The sequence below is a fragment of the Devosia sp. Root436 genome (assembly GCF_001426345.1).
GTDB lineage: Bacteria > Pseudomonadota > Alphaproteobacteria > Rhizobiales > Devosiaceae > Devosia.
In genome coordinates, this window is sequence record NZ_LMEM01000012.1 from 176,675 (window position 1) to 197,500 (window position 20,826).

Sequence of the window (20,826 nt, forward strand, 5' to 3'; positions counted from 1 at the left end):
CAGGCGGCGGCGCGGGGTCAGGCCATCAGCGAAGGCAGCCACATGGTGATTGCCGGAAAGAAGGTCAGGACCAGCAGCACGGCGACAATGATGCCAATGATGTGGAGGATTTCCGGGAACACATCCTGCATCTCGATGCCGCAGAGGCGCGTCGAGATGAACAGGGTGACCGCCAGTGGCGGCGTCATCGCGCCGATGATCAGGTTGATGATCAGCAGGATGCCGTAATGGACCGGATCGTAACCCAGCGCCGTGACCACGGGGAGCAGCACCGGGGTCGTGATCAACACGATCGCGGACGTTTCCATGAAGGTCCCGAGCAGCAACAGCAGCACGGTAATCATCAGCATGACGATGATGCCGTTGTCGCTCACATTGAGGAAGACGTTGGTGATCTCGGTCGACAGACCGGCCAGGGCGAGATACCAGCCGAAGACGTTGGCGCAGGCGATCACGAACAGGATCATCGCGGATGAGGTCATCGCGGCCCGGCACGCATCAAAGAAACTTTGCAGCGTTATTTCGCGATAGACGACGGCGCCGAGCACGAAGGCATAGACGGTAGCGATGACGGACGCCTCTGTTGGCGTCGCTATCCCCAGTATCACGCTGCCAAGAACGATTGCCGGCATGCCCAGGGGCAGCAGGGCGTCAGCGGTTATCGCCAGCTTTTCCCTGGTCGAGTAACGGACCTGCTCGGTCGAGCCATAGCCGTTCCGGCTGGCGACGATGGTGTTGTAGATGATGAGCGCCAGCGCGATCAGCAGACCCGGCACCACGCCGGCGATGAACAATTGCGAGATCGAGGCGCCGGCGCTGATGCCATAGACCACCAATGGGATGCTGGGAGGAATGAGGATGCCGAGCCCGCCCGCGCCGGCAAGCAGCGCCGCAACATAGCCGCGAGGATAGTTCTGCTTGATCAGGTGGGGCGCCGTGACCGCGCCGATGGCTGCCACGGTCGCGGACCCCGACCCCGAGATCGAGGAAAAAAAGGCGCTGCTGGCAACGGTGACGGAGCCAAGCCCGCCGGGCAGGCGACCGAAGAGCATGTCGACGAAACGGATGATGCGCGGTGTCGACCCATAGCCCATCAGCGTGCCGGACAGCATGAACAGCGGCAGGGCGAGCAGTGCGAAGGAATTCAGCCCGTCGGTCATCCGCAGGGCGATGATGCTGAGCGGAAGCCCTGAGGCCACCAGCGCTATGAGAGAACTGAAACCGAGTGCAATGGCGACAGGCACGCCAAGCAGAAGGAATGCGACGAGGGAAATGAAAAGGATCATGGCTGCTTCTCCGCGCCGGCCGCGTCCCGGATCGTCGCAATGCTGTTGGCGATGTAGAAAACGATCATGATGACGCTGCCCACGGGCATGGCGAGGTAGACGAGCCCCTCGGGAATACCGGTACCGATGGTGGTGCTCCGCCATGTCGTCTGTACCAGCCGGAAGCCAAACCAGGCGGCGATGCCCAGGAAGGCGATGCACAGCATGTCGGACAGGACGAGCAATGCGGCGCGCGGTCGGCGCGGCAGGCTTGCGAGGACGACGGTCAGCCGGGCATGGGAGTCTTCAGACACACATTTGGCCGCCCCCAGAAAGGCGATCCAGATCATGAGCTGAACGGCCATCTCCTCGGCAAAGACGAAGGAGTGGCCGAAGAAGTACCGATTGATGATTTGAGCGAAGCATACGACCGTGATCACGGAAAAGATGACCGTGCCGAGTATGTCCACCAGAGCCGTGAAACCGGCGCGAAATTGCATGATCGCCCCCTTTTTTGGTGATTGGCGGGCGGCCGGAAGGCCGCCCGCGATGATCGGCTACTTCTGGCCTTCGAGCGCCAGATTGATGCCCTCGTCGCCATACTTGGCGATGAAGCGTTCCCAGATCGGCTGGACCGCGGCGACGAATGCATCGCGGTCGACTTCATTGACCTCCATGCCGCGCGCGGCAAGGTCCAGCACCGACTGGTCCTCATAGGCGTACATCAGCTCATGCTGGTATTCGGCCGCCTCGTGAGCGGTCTCCATGAGCACGTCGCGGACCTCCTGCGGATAGGCGTCAAACTTCTCGATGTTCATGATCGGCACATAGGACGTGAACGCGTGACCGGTGAGCGAAAGATACTTGGTCACTTCATCGAAGCGGTTGGCGTTGAAGACCGCCGCCGGGTTCTCGAAGCCATCGACCGTGCCCTGCTGGAGGGCGGTGAAGACTTCCGTGAAGGCCATGGGCACCGCCGTTGCGCCCATTTCCTCGAAGAACTCGACCAGCAGCGCGACGTTGGACACCCGGAACTTGAGGCCGGCCATATCTTCGGGCTTGACGATGGGGCGCACGCTCGTCCCTGCGTGACGCAGGCCGTTGATGAGGTAGGCCATCGGCTTGAAGCCGGCTGGCTCGATGATCTTCTCGGCGACCCAGTCCCCGAATGCGCCGTCGAATGCCTTCATGGCCGACGCATTGCTGGAGAACAGGAACGGGATCAGTTCGATATTGGCTTCTTCGTTGAACTTGCCGAGCAGGCTGACGCCGCCGATAACGACGATGTCGAGCGAACCTTCCTGAAGCTGGGTGATCTGGCTGTCCGTCGAGCCGAGGATGGCGTTGGGGAAAATCTGGAGCTTCATCTTGCCGCCGGTCCTCTCGGCCAGCAACTCCTGCCAGCGCACCATGGCCTGGTGGGTCGGATGCGCCTCGCCGATATCATGCGCCAGGCGCAGGGTAACGTCGGGATACTCGACATCCTGCGCGTGCGAACCGGCCGTGCCGGCCAGAAGAGCGCCGGCCGCTACGACCATTGCGGCGGAAAAAGCGGAAACGGCGTTCGAAATTCTGTTGTACATTCGGATACTCCCTTTTCGTGGCGGCTTGCTGCGGACCTCATGTCCTTCCTGCCGCGCGTATTCTCAGACAGCGCATTTCGCTGCTCGTGTCGGCACTACCAGTCGATCTCCTTTGATTTGTCTCCCCATTGGTCCGCTGCCCATTTCAGGGCGTGCTCGATGTAGTGGTTCCAGTTGGTCCAGTCGTGGATGAAGGGCCCCTGTTCCCAGTGGACATCGAAGTCGTTCTTGATCAGCAGCGACCGCAGCCGGAGATTTTCATCCCAGTGAGGGTCGAGCGTGCCGATCGAGGTAAAAATCTTTGGCTTGGGCCGGCCGGAGCGTGACAATTGCTCGACCAGCCCAAACACGTCGTGGATTCCGCCCTTTACGGCGGACAGGTCGCCAAAGGTGACCTTCATCGCATTGAGGTTGTGAAGGCCGGTCTGCCGTCCTTCCCGGATCGTCCGCTCGATATGCATCACCCGGTCGACGCCGCCGGACAGGTTCAGGATGAGCGAATAACGGTCCGGATTGCGCAGGCCAATCTTGAGGGCGCCGTATCCCCCCATCGATAGGCCGCCGATGAAGTTGTTGGCTCGCCCTTCCAGGATTGGGAAGAGCGTCCGGCAAACTTCGGGAAGCTCGTCGACGATGTGGGTGTAGTGCGCGGGCCCCTTGTCCATGTCCGAATAGGCAGACAGCCTGGCATCGGGCATGAACACGGCGATGCGGTTCTGCTCGGCCCAGCTTTCGATGCGGGTGAAGCGGGTCCAGCAATCATTGTCCCCGGATGTGCCATGAAGCAGCCAGAGCGCGGGAAAACGGGTGCCGATAAAGTCATTGTCGCCCATCCCCCGCATCATCTCGATCCAGTCGAGCGAGGGCACGATCGCGGTGACCTTGGTACGGTAGCCGAGCGATTTTGAATGGTAGCTGAATTCGATCCGGGACATGTCAGCGCGCCTCCGCGGACAAGACGATGTCATCGATGAACGCCCGTATCCGGCTGTCCCAATACGGCCAGCCGGCCATGTCGGGCGCCCCGGGGGATTTCAGGGGCGCAAATGCAGGAGGGAGGGATGCCTCGTCGGCCAGGCCTGCATCAACATAGAGCGCGGTCGGCGCGCTGTTTGAGCGGCCCCGCGCCAGCAAAAGCAGGTCGTCGGGGGTGCCTTCAACCGCGGCAGCACTACCGAAAGCGGCCGCCCAGTCGTTTGCCAGCCCGCCCGCATCCTCCTGCCGGCGGAGCGCGCCGACAATATCGATCGGCGCTGAAAAGGCAGCGGCGGCGGCAAAGGCATCGGGGAAGCGCAGCGCCCATTTCAGCGCCCCATAGCCACCCACGCCGACGCCGGCAACGTAGTTGTCTTCTGGCCGGACCGAGAGGACGCGAACCAGGTTGCGCACATGGTTGGGCAGGTCTTCGGTCAGATAGCGGAAGTAGGGATAGCCGCCATATGCCATGTCTATATACATGGAATTGTCCATGCTGGGCATGATCAGCGCCACGCCTGCGGCCTGTGCATAATGCTCGACCATCGACAGCCGCATCCAGTCGCTGTCGTCGCCACCGGCGTCGTGCAGCAGCCATAGCGTCTTCAGCCCGCTGGCCGGAATGCTGTCTGAAGCGGCAATGGCGGCATCGGGCAGGAATACCCCCAGATGCATCTGCATCTGCACTGATGTCGCCAGGAACTTGATCCTCATGTCGGCCATGCCGAACTCGTCCTCCCTGCGGCGCGGCCCTCCCGGCCGACCACCAAATCCTAGATATTGGCCCCGTCGTCGGAGGCCGAAGCTGTGCGTGGTGCCTGCGCTGGCCAGCCCTCCTCGGCGGCCCTCCGTGCCGCGAATGCATCGATCGCATCGAGCTGTGACAGGGTGTAATCAAGCTCGTCGATGCCGTGGAGCAGGCAATGGCGGGAAAACTCGTCGATCTTGAAGTGATAGACGCGATTGCCGGCAGTGACCGTCTGCTCCTGCAGATTGACCGTTACCGGCTGTCCGGGCTCGTGAAGCTGGTCTTCGATCAGTCTGGCCACGTCGTCTTTTGTCAGCACCACCGGCAGAACGCCGTTCTTGATGTTGTTGCTGTAGAAAATATCGCCAAAGCTGGGTGCGATGACGGCACGGATGCCATAGTCGGCGATTGCCCAGACGGCATTTTCTCGCGACGAGCCGCAGCCGAAATTGGCCTCGCCGATCAGGACACTCGCCCCGCGAAAGGCGGGTCGGTTGAGAATGAAGTCCGGCTTTTCTGTGCCGCTGTCATCGAAGCGGATGTCGTGAAACAGGTACTGGCCGAACCCGCCATTGCGCGGCTTGGGCAGGAAACGGGCAGGCAGGATCTGATCGGTGTCGACATTCTCGCCTTCGATGGGGACGGCGACGCCACTGACGGTCCCAAATGGTTTCATGGTCAGTACCCTCCGCGAATATCGGTCAGCCGGCCTGTAACCGCTGCAACTGCGGCCATTTGCGGGCTCAGCAGATGCGTGCGGGCGCCACGGCCCTGGCGTCCGACAAAATTCCGGTTGGAGGTCGAGGCGCAGCGCTGGCCCGACGACACCGTCTCTCCGTTGGTGCCAAGGCACAGCGAGCACCCGGCCTCGCGCCACTGAAAACCGGCATCACGAAAGATGACGTCGAGCCCCTCGCTCTCGGCCTGCTGCTTGACCAGGCCCGACCCGGGCACCACCCAGGCTTCGACGCCGGATTGGACCTTGCGCCCTCCGAGCATGGCAGCTGCGGCACGAAGATCCTCGATGCGGCCATTGGTACAGGAGCCGATGAAGACACGGTCGATCGCGACCTGCGAGAGCGGCGTTCCGGGGACAAGGCCCATATAGTCGAGCGCCTTGGTCATGCGCTCCCGGTCCTCGACCGTCTTTGCATTGGCGGGGTCTGGGATGTGTCCATCAATGGGCACCACGTCCTCGAGGCTGGTACCCCAGGTCACCATCGGCGCGATGTCGGCAGCGTCGAGCACAATCTCGCGATCGAAAACCGCACCCGGGTCAGAGGCGGTTTCGGTCCAGCGCTGCACGGCTGGTGCCCAGGCCTCGCCCTTGGGCGCAAAGGGCTTGCCGGCAATGTAGTCGAACGTGGTCTGGTCCGGAGCGATCATGCCCGCACGGGCGCCGGCTTCGATCGACATGTTGCAGACCGTCAGCCGACCCTCGATCGAGAGCGCCCGGATGGCCGATCCGCCATATTCGATGACATGGCCCACGGCACCGGCCGCACCAATGCGCCGGATAATGGCAAGGATGATATCCTTGGCTGTGACGCCGAAGCCCAGCTCTCCTTCAACCGAAATGCGCATCGACTTCGGCTTGCGCTGCCACAGGGTCTGCGTGGCGAGCACCTGAGCGGCCTGGGTCATGCCGACACCGAAGGCCAGCGCACCCAGGGCGCCATGGGTGGAGGTGTGGCTGTCGGCGCAGACGATCGTCATGCCCGGTTGGCTGATGCCCTGCTCGGGCCCGATCACATGGACGATGCCCTGGCGAAGGTCGTCCAGCTCGAACAGGGTGATGCCGTATTCCCGCGACTTCGCCACCAGGTTTTCAACCATGCCTCGCCGCTCGGCGCTGCGTATCCCGGCGACCCGGCGCTCATCGGTCGGCACATAGTGATCCGGCGTCGCGAAAACCTGCTGGGGAAAGCGGACAGGCAAGCCGCGCTCCTCCAGAAACTCGAATGCCGGCTGATAGCCGTCGTGAATGAGATGGCGATCCACGTAGAGCAGGGTCTCGCCATCCGGGCGCTCCAGTATGGCGTGCCGCGCCCAGATCTTGTCCAGCATGCTCCGGGGAGTATTGTTGATATCTGGTGCCATGTTGCTATCGGTGGGTTGACTCGATGAGGGTGGGGCGGTCGTCAGGAAGCCGGAAGGCCGTCGCGTCTTAGGCGCAGGGCCGCGTCAACGACCGCGTCTCCCATTTCTCTGGTGCCGATGCTTTTCTCGCCCGCCCGGCAAAGATCGATGGTGCGATGACCGTCACGCAGGACATTGCGTACTGCCTGCTCGATGAGGCAGGCACGATCGTCCATGTCGAAGGAGTGACGCAGCATCATCGCCGCCGAGAGCACTGCCGCCAGTGGATTGGCTATGTTCCGTCCGGCAATATCTGGAGCGGTGCCATGCACCGGTTCATAAAGCCCCAGCTTGCCTGGCCCCAGTGACGCCGATGGCAGCATGCCGATTGATCCTGCCAGCATGGCGGCAGCGTCTGAAAGGATATCCCCGAACACGTTGCCGGTCACAATGACGTCGAACTGGCGCGGATCCCGGATCAGTGCCATGGACGCTGCATCGATATAGAGGTGACGCAATTCGACGTCCGGATATTCGCGGCCAACCTCGATGACGATTTCGCGCCACAGGGCCATCGTTTCGAGGACATTGGACTTGTCGACCGAACACAGCTTGCCCCGGCGCGCGCGTGCAGCCTTGAAGGCAAAGTGGGCGATCCGGCGAATCTCGGATTCTGAATACCGCATGGTGTTGATGCCGAAGCGTTCTCCCGACTCATCGGTTGAAATGCCCCGCGGTTCGCCGAAATACAGATCGCCGTTCAACTCGCGGATTATGAGCATGTCGACGCCCTTGACGACCTCAGGCTTCAAGGTCGAGGCGTCGAGCAGTTCCGGCAGCAGAACGACCGGGCGCAGGTTTGCATAGAGCGTAAGCGCGCGCCGCAGGCGCAACAGGCCATTGCCGGCGCCTTCGAGCGGCGGACGGCGCTCATCCTCGATTACGCCGGTGCCACCGAGGAGGATGGCGTCCGAATTGCGGGCGAGCTCAAGCGTCCGTGGCGGCAGCGCGGTTCCCTCGGCATCGAGCCCTGCGCCACCGATCGGTGCTTCCTGCAGGTCCAGGCTATAGTCTGTACCGATAGCGGCCTTGAGCACCTTTACCGCCTCGGCAGTCACCTCGGTCCCAATTCCGTCGCCCGGAAGAACAGCGATTTTCAACTTGCAAGCCCCATGTGTCACTGATGTCCGCCGCGCGGAAAACCGAGCGACATCGGGACACTAGGGGGCGGGAAGGCAAAGTCGAAGTCGTGCTTCGCCATGCCGGCATCGTGTTTGACGATGCGTGGGTTCAGGTGGGAATGCTGCGCCGCAGGAAGTTGACCAGCATCTCCACAGAAGGCTGCGTGTTGTTTTCCTGGACGCAGATATTCCATTGCCGCGTCGCCCAGGGTTCATCGAGCATGCACATATAAACCTTGCCCCCGCCCACATAGCGGGCCCCGCAAGCCTCCGGAACGAGGCCTACTCCAAGCTCTGCCTCGACCATAGCCGCGACGGTTTCAAAGCCATTCACGCGGATCGGCATCGTCAGCGGCTTGTTCAGGTCGGCGGCGGCGCGCATGACGATGGAATCGAGAAAGCTGCCCTGCATCGGGCCGACCATCTGATGCCCCACCAGTTCGTCGAAGCGGATCGATTCACGACCCACAAACGCATGCCCCGCAGGCGCAAGAACAGCGAGCCTGTCGGTTCGATAGGGGAAGATGCGCAGGCCGGGGCGAGGCATGACGCCACCGAACACGCCGATATCTGCAGCATTTTCCGCCACGGCATCCACCGCCTGCTTGCTGGTGCCCTCCTCAAGCTCCACCCGGATCGAGGGGTGGAGCAGCAGGAACTCGCGCAGATCGGAGGGTAGATGCTGGATGATAGTGGACACGCTGCCAAAGACCCGGACCTGTCCGCTCAGCCCCTTTCCGTGATGGGCGAGACCCAGTTCCATCTGCCGCAGATCGCGCAGGATGGATCGCGAATGATAGAGGAAGGTGTGCCCTGCGGGCGTCAATTCCAGGCCCTTGACCCCGCGGTGAAACAGCGACGTCTCCAGCTTTGCCTCGAGATCGGAAATGCGCTTGCTCACCGCCGAAGCCGCTATGTTTTTCTGCTCGGCGGCCTTCGCAATGCTCGCGGCATCGCAGATGGCGATAAACAACTCAATCGTCAGCAGGTCAAAACGCACATTGCCTCCCCTTTGGCCACTGAGCCGATCTAGCCGACTCCATTCTAATCCAGCAAGTCTGTGCTCACAGTTAGTCGGTCCTGAGACCGGCGCAGGATCGCCATGCTGGTGAACTCGGTGCCTCTGTCGCTGAGCACCGTGGGCGGTGGGCTGCGACTTGGGCGCCGCGTGCTCAGAGCCCGCTTGCGACCGCCGCATCTGCGCACATGCAATTAGCAGAAGGCGCTCTTGGAGGAGAGATCCGACACCGTGAACAGCATGAAGCCGCCTTTTTCTACCCAGCCGCTTCGCTCTATCTGATTCCGATATGATTCCGGCACCTAGAGCCGCCACCTGTCCAGAAAAGGAAAACCCCAGCTAAGCACTTGGCTTAACTGGGGTTTTTTGGTTGCGGGAGCAGGATTTGAACCTGCGACCTTCAGGTTATGAGCCTGACGAGCTACCGGGCTGCTCCATCCCGCGTCAATCAGTCGATAACAGTGCCGGTGGGGCCGTCATCACTGCGACCTCAGTCGCGACGTGAGGCGTATATAGGGGGTCGGGCGGCATAGCTCAACCCCTAAAGGCGCGTGGGTGACGCTTTTTTGACGGCGCGAAATAGTGCCGCGCGAGCCTGTTAATTTCGGCGGCATCGGTTAGTGTGCGCCAATCTTCCATACCAGTTGCCAGGATATTCCATGAAACTGAAGCCGCTTGGCCGCACCGACCTCCAGGTCACTGAAATCTGTCTGGGCACCATGACCTGGGGCAGCCAGAATAGTGAGGCCGAAGGCCACGCCCAGATCGACATGGCGCTCGAGGCCGGCCTCAATTTCATGGACACGGCCGAACTCTATGCCGTGCCGCGCAGCCCGCAGACCTCGGGCCGCACCGAGGAAATCATCGGCAACTGGTTCAAGGCATCAGGCAAGCGCGACCAGTGGATCCTGGCCTCCAAGGTCGCGGGCGGACCGGTGGATTTCATGCGCGACGGCAGCCGCACCACCGGCAAGACCCTGCGCCAGGCCTTCGAAGCCAGCCTGAAACGCCTGCAGACCGACCGCATCGATCTCTACCAGATCCATTGGGCCGGTCGCGGCAGCTACAATTTCGATGGCTCCTGGACCTACAAGCCCCACGAGCAGGACACAGCAGATGCCCTGGCCAATATCGAGGACATGCTGGAAACGCTGGACGCGCTGATCAGGGAGGGCAAGCTGCGCCATGCCGGCGTCTCCAACGAGACCACCTGGGGCATTGCCCAATGGCTGCGCATCGCCGAGCGGAGAGGCCTGCCGCGCCTGGTCTCGGTGCAGAACGAATACAACCTGCTGCGCCGCCACTTCGATCTCGACCTGGCCGAACTCAGCCACCACGAGGATGTGGGCCTGCTCGCCTATTCGCCGCTGGCGGGCGGCCTGCTCACCGGCAAGTATTTTGACGGCCAGATGCCCAAGGGCAGCCGGGGCGACTACCAGAAGGGCTTCTGGCGGCTCAATGAACATTCCGAGACTGCCGCCAAGGCCTATTTCGCCCTCGCGTCCCGCCATGGGCTCGACCCGGCGCAGATGGCCATCGCCTTCGCGCTGACCCGCCCGTTCATGACCTCGGTCATCATCGGCGCCACCAGCACGGCCCAGCTGGCCAACGCTATCGGCGCCCGCGACCTGGTGCTGCCGCCCGAGCTACTGGCCGAGATCGACGCCATCCACCGCCGCTATCCGCGTACGATCTGAGGCAGGGTGGGCGACCTCGCCGCCGCCTGCCCCATTCCCAGAGAAAGCGGGAATCCCCTTCTGGCACCGGCACAAGGGAGATTCCCGCTTTCGCGGGAATGACACGGTGGGCTATGAGAAGCAGGTGCGCATTCAGGCCTGAATGGGGTTGCCCTTGTCGACGACGCTTATATCCACCCTGTTTCCGCTCATCTGCTACTTCGCCTACAACATCATCGTGCCGATGGTGGAGCGGCTGCGGCCGTCACTGTCCTCCATCATGAACATGCAGCGCCGCCGGTGGGTGGCGAATGCCGCCCTGCGCGAATCCCCGTTCGACGCTATCCTCTCGGGCAACATCATGGGCTCGGTGAGCTTTCTCGCTTCCACCGCGGTCCTGTTGATCCTCGCCATCTTCGCGGTGTTCGGCCAGGTGCCGGCGCTGATGAACACGCTCAATTCGCTGTCGCTTGGCCGGGTCTACACCACGCTCGACGTGCAACTGCATCTGGCGGTCATGCTGACCATGTTCGTGCTGGCCTTTTTCGCCTTCACCCTGTCGCTGCGCCAGTTCAACCATTTCTGCATCATGCTGGGCGCGCTCGATCATGCCAGCCCGATTTCCGAGCCGGAGATCGACGCCATCACCGCGATGAATGCGCTCGGCGCCCGCAACTTCAACAGTGGCGTCCGCGCCTATTACTTCTCGGTGGCCACCGTGGCCTGGTTCGTCTCCGAATGGCTGCCGATCGCCGCCTGCGTCGCGACCATCCTGATCCTGACGCATCGCGAATTCTTTTCCTCGGCCCACCGCACCGCCGCCTCGGCCGCCATCATCGCGGCCCGGCGCCAGCAGGAAAAGCAGCGCTAGCCACGCGCTATTTGGTCTTGGTCTTGCCGGCGCCCGGTGTCGCGGGCCCCGTCAGCCGCGCCAGATTGTCGGCGGCGAGCTGATAGCCCTGGTCGGCCGCCTGCTGGTAATAGGTGATAGCGGCAGACCGGTCGGCCGCGACGCCAAGGCCGTTCTCGTAGATATGACCCATATTGTTGAGCGCGATGGGCTGGCCGCTATCAGCCGCCAGCTGCGTCCATTTGAGCGCCTCGGCATAGTCGACCTCGGTGCCCAGGCCATCGAGATAGAGCAGACCGAGATTGACTGCGGCGCGCATCTCACCGCCTTCGGCGGCCTCGCGGTAAAGCTCCAGCGCGCGCGCATAGTCCTGCGTCACGCCGCTCCCATCCTCGTAGAGCAGGGCCAGGTTATGCTTGGCCAGCGCCAGGCCCTGGTCGGCGGCCTGCTGGTAAAGTTCGGCAGCCGCGGTGGCATCGGCCGGGACGCCCACGCCATTTTCGAGCAGGAAGGCCAGATTGTTCTGGCCATACATGTCGCCCTGGTCGGCGGCGAGCCGGTAGAGTTCGGCCGCCCGCGCCGGGTCGGCCTTCTGGCCCTGTCCATCCTGCAGCAGCTTGCCCAGATTGACCTGGCCGGAGGCGTCGCCCTGTGCCGCTGCCAGCTCGAACCAGGCGGCAGCGGCCACATAGTCGCGCGGCACGCCCAGCCCTTCCTGATACATCAGCCCCAGGTTGGACTGGCCCTTGCTCATGCCCTGCTCGGCCGCTGCGCGGTACCAGCGCGCCGCCTGCGTATAATCCTGCGCCAGCCCCTCGCCGAAATCATAGCTCAGCCCCAGGCTGTTCTGCGCCAGCGCAAACCCGGCCTCGGCGCCCTGTGTCAGCAGCCGCGCCCCGCGCTCCATATCCACCTCGACACCATCGCCGGTGGTGAGCATGTCCCCGAAGATGGCCAGCGCCACCACATTGCCGGCCGCGGCCGCTTCCTCGAACAGGGGCACGGCGCTCCCGGTATCGCCGGCGGCGAAATAGGCTCGCGCCAGCCAGCCCTTGACCTGGCTGGAGCCTGGCTCTTCCGCCAGGGCCCTGGTGCAGGCCGCAATGGCCGTATCGGTATCGATCTCCCAGCTCTCACGGCCGATGCTTTCGAACCCGGTCTCGAACTGACTCGCCGCAGCGGCTGCACAGGCATCGAAAGCCGGCCCGGCCAGCGCTGCCGAAGCCACAAGGCTTGCCGACGACGCCACTGCCAGCAGCAGGCCCCGCCGAAAGCGTTTCAATCCGGTCATGAACCTGTCTCCTCCGCCCCAGCCGCAGCGCCACTCTATCCGAGCCGGGCCATGGAGCAAGCGGGCGCCACAGGAACTATCGAGCACGACATTATGACCACGGCAGCGGCGCAGCCGCAGCGTGGCCCTAGTATGGCGCGGCCCGCTAGGGACGTGACATATTAGGACCGCGAAGCGCGCAAGCGCGCTGCGGCCATAGAAGGACGCATTCCATTAGGAATGCGACATTATCTGACATTGACATTCACCTAATCAGATCGCTTTATGCGGCCAGCAAGCTCCATCCGACCCGTCGCACCACCATGCTCGTCTGCCAGTGCAACATGATTACCAGCAAGGAGATCGAGGATATCGTCCTCGACTTGCTCCGCGCCGATCCGTGGCAGCTGGTGGTTCCGGCCAAGGTCTATTCCGAGCTCAGCCGCCGCGCCAAATGCGGCGGCTGCGTGCCGAATGTGGTGGACATTATCGTCCGCGTCACCGAAAACTACCACTCGCAGCAAGCCCAACAGTCAGGCGACGTCCTCTCGCTTCCGACCGGGCTCGAAAAGCTCAAGCAGCAACGGAGTGGAGTACGTCGTGAAAGGCGAAGCACAAGTCATCGAGCGGCTTAACGAAGCCCTCTTCCTCGAACTCGGTGCGGTCAATCAGTATTGGGTCCATTTTCGTCTTCTCGACGATTGGGGCTACAAGAAGCTGGCTTCCAAGGAACGCGCTGAATCCATTGAAGAAATGCACCATGCCGATCGGCTGATCGAGCGCATCATCTTTCTCGAAGGCCATCCCAACCTGCAGCGCGTCGCGCCGTTGCGAATCGGCCAGACCATCAAGGAAGTGCTCGAAGCCGATCTCGCCGGCGAATACGACGCCCGCGCCGCCTACAAGGCCAGCCGCGAGCTGTGCGAACAGCTGGGCGACTACGTTTCCAAGAACCTGTTCGAGGCCCTCCTGACCGACGAGGAAGGCCATATCGACTTCCTCGAAACCCAGCTCGAACTGCTCGACAAGATCGGCGTCGAGAAATACGGCCAGCTCAATTCGGCGTCCGCCGACGAAGCCGAATAAACCGAAGCCATGTTCCAGCCGCCCGGCACCTCCGGGCGGCTTTGTCTTGTCCAGCCGACGGAGACTCCCATGACCTGGCATACCGGCCGCCTCATCGACCATGTGCACCTGCGCGCCCGGAATTACCTGGCCACGCGCTATTTCTACGAAAAGGTGTTCGCCGTGCTCGGCGTCAGGATCGAGCATGCCGGCGAAGGCTGGTTCCAGGTCGATGAACTCTTCGTTGATGCCGCCGATGCCCGCACGGGGCCGACCCACATCCACCTGGCCTTCCAGGCCAGGGACCGCGAAATGGTCGATGCCTTCCACAAGGCCGCCCTCGCCGCCGGCGGCAAGGACAATGGCCGGCCCGGCGAGCGCCACTATCACCCCGGCTATTACGGCGCCTTCGTGCTCGATCCCGATGGCAACAATATCGAGGCCGTGTTCCACGGCCCGGTCCGGCGCTCCGCTGACTCGGTCGAGTTCGATCCCGCCTGATCAATCCGGCCAGGGCACAACCGTCAGCTCCGGCCACACTGCCTTGGCCCGCGCCGCCTTGGCGGTATGGGTAGCGGCATTGTCGAGCGCGGGATTGGGCGTGATGCGGAACGAGAAAATATCGTCGAGGCCGAACGGCGCGAAGATGCCCAGCTGCCCATCCGCTTCCAGCCGTACCGCTACGGCATGGGTGCGCGAAGCAAAATAGCTCAGCATATCCACGCTGGATCTCAGTTGAGGATAGGGCGTGCCGAACTTCTGCGGAAACCAGATATGGACCCGCGCCTGATTGCGCAACTCGACCGGGATCGGCACATCCGCAAACTGTTCAGCCGCCCGCTGGATGGCCGCATCCTCTGCCTCATAGGACAGGTCGCTGTCATCGAAATAGACGACATCGGCATCCTTGATGCCGGTCAGCGGCGCCCGCTCGGTCAAGACGTTCCAGACACTATTGTAGATGGCTCCCGAGCCCAGCAGCATATCGGGCAGCGCCAGCGCCTGCATGCCGCGCAGCACATCCATCAGCAGTGGCGAGTTGCGGATAATCGCTTCAAGCGCGTCCTGCTGGGCCTGCGCAGATGCGCCGGAGAATCGGAGATGGTCTGCCATCGCAGAAAGCTAGCGCAGCATACGGCCCTGTCCAGCCACCACGGATCCGGAGCTTCTAGTTCTCGATCGGCTGGAACATCGCGTTGAGCTGATCGACGATCTGCTCCATCGGCGCGATGGAATCAGGCAGTTGCTCGGGCGGATCGGGCGCCACCGCCACATAGGGTACGCCGCTCGGGAAAGCCCCGAACATCTGGAAAAACGCCACCATGTCGTCGAGAACAGGCATGCGCCAGCGCCACAGGGCGCCCATGGCGATAACCGGCTCCATATGCCCGAAACCCTCGTAATAGCGCGTGGTGACCCAGACGCCGCTATCCTTGAGCTTCTGGCCGAAACGCTCGGTATTCTGCATCCGCACGATCGGGTCGGTCGTGCCGGTCGCCAGATACATCGGCGGCGTTTCCGGCGTCACCAGGTTGATCGGCTGCGTACCCTGCGGATTGGGCGCGGCGCCAAAGGCATTCTGCACCTCGCCATATTCGAAGGGGTAGAAATCATAGGGTCCCGACAGAGCCGCCACGCCCAGGATAGGCATGGTCACCCCGTATTCCCGCAGGAAGGACGGGTCCATCGCCAGCATCACCGCATTGTAGGCGCCGGCCGAATGACCGGCGAGGAACAGCCGATTCGGATCGCCGCCATAGGAGGCGATATTGTCCTGCACCCAGCGCAGCGCATTGGCGCTGTCTTCAAGAAAGCCCGGATAAGTCACCTCAGGCACCAGGCGATAGTCGGCGATGACGGTGACGAAGCCCCGCGACGCTAGGGCCCGGCCGACAAACTGGTAGTCGCTGCGCTCGCCGCGGTTCCAGCCGCCGCCATAGATGAAGAACACCACCGGCGCCGAGTTGCCCCGCGTCTCGGGGGCGTAGACATCGAGCTTGTGCCGCGGCCCATCGGCATAGGCCACGCCGTCGCCGGCCTTGACCGTGCCGCCATCCATCGATGCCGGCAGGTTGAAGGGGTCCATGACCGACAGCGCAAAGGCCTGGGCCGGCAGGACAAATAGCAGGAAAAGCACCGCCAGGGCGCGACGAAACGGCATGATCATTGGCTACCAGAGCGTTTGGGAGACCGCCCGCATAGGCGGCAAAACCGGGGATTTTGTGGCAGCGCGCCGGCGCCCGAAATGGGCGAGGGCAGGCGCCTCGAACAATCGGAGACCAGCCTGCCCTCTACTTAAGCGCGCTAACTTTGGGCCGAATTTGTTAACAGACTGTTAACGTTTGAGCGCCTCCAGGAGCCTCCCGGAGATGTGACCATCGGCCGGCAAACCGGCCCGTGTCTGCCAGGCGATCACCGCCGCGCGCGTGCGTGGCCCCACCACGCCATCGGGCGAACCGGCATCAAACCCCGCCCTGCCGAGCAGCGTCTGCAGCTCGGCCCGTTGCGCCTTGGTCAGCGCATAGTCACCCGCCGGCCATGGCGTGGCGAAGTCGCCGCCGCCGATGATGCGATCGGCCAGGTGTCCCACCGCCAGGGCGTAGCTGTCCGAATTGTTATAGCGCTTGATCACATCGAAATTGGGCAGCAGCAGAAAGGCCGGGCCATTGGCGCCGGCCGGCATGTACAGGCGCCCCACATCATCGGGCCGCGGAAAGGCCCGGCCCGATACGCGCTTTATGCCCATGGCCTGCCACTGGCTCAGCGGCGCCTTCTCGATCTGCCGCGCCGCGGCGAAATCGAACCCGCTGGGGAGCTTGATCTCATAGCCCCAGGTCTCTCCCGGACGCCAGCCGAAGCTGTCGAGATAGTTGGCGGTCGAGCCCAGCGCATCCTGCACCGAATTCCAGATATCCTTGCGCCCGTCGCCATTGTAATCGACTGCATAGCGCATGAAGCTGGACGGCATGAACTGGGTATGCCCCATGGCGCCGGCCCATGAGCCCGTCATGTTACGGGCGCTTACATGCCCGTCCGAGACGATGCGCAGGGCGGTCAGCAGCTCATCGCGGAAATAGTCGGGGCGATAGCCGCCCTCGGTCAGCGTCGCCAGCGCGTGGATAGTGTTCTCGCCACCCATGAAGCCGCCGAAATTGGTTTCCATACCCCAGATGGCCAGCACGATTTCCGGCTGCACGCCCCAGCGCTGCTCGCTTCCGGTCAGCGTCTGGTTCCATTCGGCGCGCATGGCCTTGCCCTTCTGCGCCTGCGCTGCCGTCACCCGCTTGTCGAGATATTGCTGCACGGTCTGGGAAAACTCCGGCTGTTTCTGGGTCAGCTCCATGATCTTGGGAATGTAATTGTAGCCCGAAAAGGCCGCCTCGAAGGCCGCCCGGCTGACGCCGCGCGCCTCGGCCTGCGGCCACAGCCGCCGCACGAAATCGGCGCTGTTGGCCAGGGCCGGCGCGACCAGGGAAAAGCTCAGCGCGGCAGCAATCGCCAGCGCTGGAAGGCGACGAAAAGGGGCAAAAGTCCTGCCATTCGACAGCAACATGACGGGCCTCGTGATACGCAAAGACAAGAAGTCACGACTGCGCCACCTGTGCCGCAACTGGCGCGTATCACTATTTTAACCCACCAAATTAAGATCGGCTTAAGGCAAACCACCCCGCCGATCACGAATGGTTCAGCTCAGGAGGCAGGGCCATCGCATATGGAGTGGAGCCGAAGTCACCTCTCCCCTGAGGGGAGAGGTCGACCCGCAGGGTCGGGTGAGGGGTTCAGCACCCGCGTCTAGCGCTGTGCCATTCACCAGCCCTGAACCCCTCACCCCACCCTCTCCCCTCAGGGGAGAGGGAGCCAACGCCCGGTGGACTGCTGCCTTCTCTCAGGGGAGAAGGGACGTGCCGCCCTTGCCGGGCACATAGGACACGCGCGGCGTCGGCGTCTGGATGCCGCGCTCGTCGAACAGCCGCATCACCAGCTCGCTATAGAGCCGCCCGGCACCCCATTGCTTGCCCGCCAGCGTCTTGATGCGCGCCCGCAGGCTCATCGAGGCCGGCGTGATGGCGATTAGCCCCTGCAGATCCAGGTCGTCGAGGATCACATCCTTGTGCTCGGTCTCCATCACCCCGGCAAAGGCATCGCGCATGGCCTGCTTGACCTCTTCGATATCGCTGTCGCGCGACACTTCGAACTCGGCCACGTAGAACGAGAAGCCGCGCACCATGTTGCTGACCTGGTCGACCGAGGAAAACGGGATCAGATGCACGGTGCCGCTCATGTCCCTGATAGTCACCGAACGGATGGTGAGCTTTTCCACCACGCCCGACGTGGTGCCCACGGCGACCACGTCGCCCTCGTTCATCACATTCTCGAACTGGATGAAGATGCCGGTGATGATGTCCTGCACCAGCTTCTGTGCCCCGAAGCCGATGGCGAGGCCCACCACGCCGGCGCCCGCCAGGAGCGGTGCGATATTGACCCCGACCTGGGCCAGCGCCAGCATCAGCCCGAACACCACGAGCGCGATGGTGAAGGCGTTCTTGAACAGGTTCAGCAGCGTTTTCTCGCGCGCCGTCGGCACCTTGCCGATGCTGGTATTGAGCCGGTATTCGACCCACGACGCCACCACCACATGCAGCACCACGCAGACGAGGATGATCAGCGCCGCCGAGATGACCGAGCCGGCAACCTGTTGCCCGCCCTCGCTGCCGATCCAGCCGACAAAGTCGAACAGCGCCCAGGCCTGTGCGATGGCCAGCAGCACGCCCAGGATCACCACCCAGCGCACCACCTGCATCACCGTAGGCACGAAGGCCTGCAGCCGCGCCTCGAGCAGCGGCAGCCGCGCCTTGATGTCGTCGGGCAGGCGCAGGCCGGCGCGGACGAAGCGGGAAATGAACCCGACAATGACGACGCCGACCAGGATGGCCACCAGCGACTGCAGGGTGGCCCCGAGCATGAAGGGTAGCGCCTGTTCCGGATTGGCGAACCAGACCACCAGCAGCGTCACCAGATAGATGATCGCCACCACATGCCACCAGCTGCCGAGCAGGATCAGCAGTTGGCCGGTGCCGTCATTGCCGCGCCGCGCCGAGATGCCGGTCAGCCAGGTCCGCACATCGTCCTTGTTCTGCAGCACGATGACGATGCCGATGGTGACCGCCGTCGCCATCACCAAGACCTGCACCGCTGCCGCGGCGCCCGCCGACAGGTTGGCCGCCAGCAGGGGCGTGACGAACAGGAATGTATAGCCAAGTAGCGAGATGATGCGCGCCACCCAGAACGACCAATAGGCCGCATTGTCGTCGCCCACCCTGACCAGCCGCAGCGCTTCGAAGCGCGGCGACAGGATCGCCCGTGCCGCCAGCTTGCTGAGCTCCACCAGCAGGAACGCATTGAGCAGCAGCGACTGGTTGATGCCCATCCGGCCGGTCGCGCCGCCCACCAATACGAGGGCCACTGCATAGCCGATGGCCCAGGCGATCAGCACCGAGCTGAAATCGACCAATGCCGCCGCCAGCGTCCCCACGATGCGCGACACCCAGCCATGTCCGCCGACCCGCCGCGCAATGACGCCCTGCGCCCACAGCACGACGATCCGCAATGCCAGGAAGCTGCCGAACAGTCCCGCCGCCACCAGTACCACCCCGATCGCCACGTTGCGGAAGGCTTCGAGATCGGCATCGAGCGTGCCGCTCAGCCCCTGCTGCAGGTCGCCGAAAACCTGCCCCAGCGAGCGCAAGGTCGCCGACGTCCCCTCGGCCGCCGCCTTGGTATATTCGGCCAGTTGCCTGACAATGCTGAGATCGGGCGGCGCCTCTGCCGGGGCCGGGGTCTCTGTCCCGGTCTGCTTCAGTCGTTCGAGCAGGGCCGCCCGCGTCTCATCATTCTCGATGATGCGGATCAGCTCGTCGATTGCGGGGTCACTGCTCGCCGCTGGCGCCGGGATCACCCCGGGAACCTGCGCCATGGCGGCGACCGGGGAGAGCACGAACAGCAGCAACAGGAGCAGATGGCGCATGAGAAAATCCGTCGAATTCGGCAGGAACAGAGATCGGCGCGGGCGGCACGGTTACGTGCCTGTCCAATGTGGATACGCTGAGGCGGCAGGAAGGTTCAACCGTCCCGGCGCGCAACATGGTTTTGAGTGGAGCACGAAATGCCCCGACAGGACATGCCCGCGCCGTTCGGGGCGCGCTCGCCCATGCTTGGATAAGCGTGGAACCAACCCCTCGTCCGCCCGAAGCTTGCCTTCGGGCGCTACGCGACCCGGAGGGGCACCTTCTCCCGCAAGGGGAGAAGGGGACTGCCCAGGCGCCGTGCCTGAGGTGGACACTTCGCCTCATTGCGGCCGGCCCCGCATATCCAAGGCCAAACATCCCCCACCCTTGATCCCTCCCCGCAAGGGGGAGGGAGACGACTGCAACGTCGCCGCAAGCGTCCAAAGCCAAAAAAGCGAAAAACCCCTCACCGTTTCCGGTGAGGGGTTTGCAATTTCGTTTCGACATCTAAAGAGATCATACGTTTTTGGCAGACCTTGCAGCGACCTACTCTCCCAAGCCTTGAGACTTAGTACCATTGGCGCAGAGGAATTTGACGGTCGAGTTCGGGATGGGATCGGGTCTTGGGCTCCTCGCAAAAACCACAAGGTCAGCGAAAAACGTATGAGTGAATTCTGGTTTTGTTATTCGGACATTACTTTCCCATGCAAGAAGTAATGTCTGGTGTATTTCTGAACCGATCGTATTTCACAGTCTATGCGGACATAGATTAATGAGAACGATCAAGCCAATCGAGCTATTAGTACCGGTAAGCTTCACATATTGCTACGCTTCCACACCCGGCCTATCGACGTGGTGGTCTTCCACGGCTCTCAAGGGAATACTAGTTTTGAAGGAGGCTTCCTGCTTAGATGCTTTCAGCAGTTATCCCGTCCGAACTTAGCTACCCTGCAATGCGGCTGGCGCCACAACAGGTCCACCAGAGGTTCGTCCAACCCGGTCCTCTCGTACTAGGGTCAGCTCTTCTCAATATTCCTACACCCACGGCAGATAGGGACCGAACTGTCTCACGACGTTCTAAACCCAGCTCACGTACCACTTTAAATGGCGA

Annotated in this window: 19 protein-coding genes, 1 tRNA gene and 2 rRNA genes (1 of these 22 running past the window's edge); 5 read left to right on the forward strand and 17 right to left on the reverse strand. The window is 62.8% G+C overall.

Translation table 11 applies throughout. From position 1 onward, the window contains the following. Positions 1-17: 17 nt before the first annotated feature. The 10 genes from ASD04_RS13840 to ASD04_RS13885 all read right to left on the reverse strand — a co-directional run bounded on the left by ASD04_RS13840 (position 18) and on the right by ASD04_RS13885 (position 9,293). Complete coding sequence (locus ASD04_RS13840; protein WP_056258028.1) at positions 18-1,286, reverse strand: TRAP transporter large permease; 1,269 nt, start codon at positions 1,284-1,286, stop codon at positions 18-20. Next, positions 1,283-1,765 carry a TRAP transporter small permease gene (locus ASD04_RS13845; protein WP_056258031.1) on the reverse strand — a complete coding sequence of 161 codons (483 nt, stop codon included), beginning with the start codon at positions 1,763-1,765 and terminating at the stop codon, positions 1,283-1,285. The genes ASD04_RS13840 and ASD04_RS13845 overlap by 4 nt, the downstream gene beginning before the upstream one ends. A gap of 57 nt (positions 1,766-1,822) precedes the next feature. Further along, positions 1,823-2,848 carry a TRAP transporter substrate-binding protein gene (locus ASD04_RS13850; RefSeq protein WP_056258033.1) on the reverse strand — a complete coding sequence of 342 codons (1,026 nt, stop codon included), beginning with the start codon at positions 2,846-2,848 and terminating at the stop codon, positions 1,823-1,825. A 95-nt stretch (positions 2,849-2,943) separates the two neighbouring features. Further along, positions 2,944-3,783 carry an alpha/beta hydrolase-fold protein gene (locus ASD04_RS13855; RefSeq protein ID WP_056258037.1) on the reverse strand — a complete coding sequence of 280 codons (840 nt, stop codon included), beginning with the start codon at positions 3,781-3,783 and terminating at the stop codon, positions 2,944-2,946. A gap of 1 nt (position 3,784) precedes the next feature. Then, positions 3,785-4,546, reverse strand: a complete 762-nt coding sequence (locus tag ASD04_RS13860) for an alpha/beta hydrolase-fold protein (RefSeq protein WP_056258040.1) — start codon at positions 4,544-4,546, stop codon at positions 3,785-3,787. A 50-nt stretch (positions 4,547-4,596) separates the two neighbouring features. Further along, positions 4,597-5,247, reverse strand: coding sequence for a 3-isopropylmalate dehydratase small subunit (gene leuD / locus ASD04_RS13865; RefSeq protein WP_082531231.1), 651 nt, complete (start codon positions 5,245-5,247; stop codon positions 4,597-4,599). A 2-nt stretch (positions 5,248-5,249) separates the two neighbouring features. Next, positions 5,250-6,671, reverse strand: coding sequence for a 3-isopropylmalate dehydratase large subunit (leuC, locus tag ASD04_RS13870; protein ID WP_056258043.1), 1,422 nt, complete (start codon positions 6,669-6,671; stop codon positions 5,250-5,252). Between the two features lie 41 nt (positions 6,672-6,712). Beyond that, positions 6,713-7,810 carry a 3-isopropylmalate dehydrogenase gene (gene leuB, locus ASD04_RS13875; RefSeq protein WP_056258046.1) on the reverse strand — a complete coding sequence of 366 codons (1,098 nt, stop codon included), beginning with the start codon at positions 7,808-7,810 and terminating at the stop codon, positions 6,713-6,715. A 130-nt stretch (positions 7,811-7,940) separates the two neighbouring features. Then, positions 7,941-8,831, reverse strand: coding sequence for a LysR family transcriptional regulator (locus ASD04_RS13880; protein ID WP_056258050.1), 891 nt, complete (start codon positions 8,829-8,831; stop codon positions 7,941-7,943). A 385-nt stretch (positions 8,832-9,216) separates the two neighbouring features. Further along, positions 9,217-9,293: transfer RNA gene (locus tag ASD04_RS13885), tRNA-Met, on the reverse strand. A 215-nt stretch (positions 9,294-9,508) separates the two neighbouring features. Here ASD04_RS13885 and ASD04_RS13890 point away from each other — a divergent pair. Both ASD04_RS13890 and ASD04_RS13895 read left to right on the forward strand, forming a co-directional pair. Continuing rightward, a complete protein-coding gene (locus tag ASD04_RS13890; protein ID WP_056258053.1) occupies positions 9,509-10,546 on the forward strand; it encodes an aldo/keto reductase in 1,038 nt (345 codons plus the stop codon). Between the two features lie 154 nt (positions 10,547-10,700). Further along, positions 10,701-11,396, forward strand: a complete 696-nt coding sequence (locus ASD04_RS13895) for a DUF599 domain-containing protein (RefSeq protein ID WP_244488322.1) — start codon at positions 10,701-10,703, stop codon at positions 11,394-11,396. 7 nt (positions 11,397-11,403) lie between these two features. Here the strand turns inward: ASD04_RS13895 and ASD04_RS13900 are convergent, their stop codons facing one another. Next, the gene (locus ASD04_RS13900; RefSeq protein WP_056258054.1) at positions 11,404-12,666 is read right to left on the reverse strand and encodes a tetratricopeptide repeat protein; all 1,263 of its coding nucleotides are present in this window, start codon (positions 12,664-12,666) and stop codon (positions 11,404-11,406) included. 302 nt (positions 12,667-12,968) lie between these two features. On the opposite strand from ASD04_RS13900, the gene ASD04_RS19200 reads away from it, so the two are divergent. The 3 genes from ASD04_RS19200 (at position 12,969) to ASD04_RS13915 (ending at position 14,211) form a co-directional block, all read left to right on the forward strand. Then, on the forward strand, positions 12,969-13,280 hold the full coding sequence (locus ASD04_RS19200) for a (2Fe-2S)-binding protein (RefSeq protein ID WP_082531232.1): 312 nt from the start codon (positions 12,969-12,971) through the stop codon (positions 13,278-13,280). After that, positions 13,246-13,731: a bacterioferritin gene (gene bfr, locus ASD04_RS13910; RefSeq protein ID WP_046135692.1), complete on the forward strand. Its 486-nt coding sequence runs from the start codon at positions 13,246-13,248 to the stop codon at positions 13,729-13,731. Before ASD04_RS19200 ends, bfr begins: the two co-directional genes overlap by 35 nt. A gap of 69 nt (positions 13,732-13,800) precedes the next feature. Then, a complete protein-coding gene (locus tag ASD04_RS13915) occupies positions 13,801-14,211 on the forward strand; it encodes a VOC family protein (protein ID WP_056258058.1) in 411 nt (136 codons plus the stop codon). Here the strand turns inward: ASD04_RS13915 and ASD04_RS13920 are convergent, their stop codons facing one another. The 6 genes from ASD04_RS13920 to ASD04_RS13945 all read right to left on the reverse strand — a co-directional run. Continuing rightward, a complete protein-coding gene (locus ASD04_RS13920) occupies positions 14,212-14,823 on the reverse strand; it encodes a nucleotidyltransferase family protein (protein WP_056258059.1) in 612 nt (203 codons plus the stop codon). Positions 14,824-14,878: 55 nt separating this feature from the next. Continuing rightward, the gene (locus tag ASD04_RS13925) at positions 14,879-15,871 is read right to left on the reverse strand and encodes an alpha/beta hydrolase (protein ID WP_244488324.1); all 993 of its coding nucleotides are present in this window, start codon (positions 15,869-15,871) and stop codon (positions 14,879-14,881) included. 174 nt (positions 15,872-16,045) lie between these two features. After that, a complete protein-coding gene (locus ASD04_RS13930; RefSeq protein ID WP_056258061.1) occupies positions 16,046-17,263 on the reverse strand; it encodes a lytic murein transglycosylase in 1,218 nt (405 codons plus the stop codon). Between the two features lie 333 nt (positions 17,264-17,596). Further along, complete coding sequence (locus ASD04_RS13935; RefSeq protein WP_056258063.1) at positions 17,597-19,735, reverse strand: mechanosensitive ion channel domain-containing protein; 2,139 nt, start codon at positions 19,733-19,735, stop codon at positions 17,597-17,599. A gap of 513 nt (positions 19,736-20,248) precedes the next feature. After that, a 5S ribosomal RNA gene (gene rrf, locus ASD04_RS13940) occupies positions 20,249-20,364 on the reverse strand. Between the two features lie 129 nt (positions 20,365-20,493). Then, positions 20,494-20,826 (reverse strand): 23S ribosomal RNA (locus ASD04_RS13945); it runs 2,390 nt beyond the window's last position.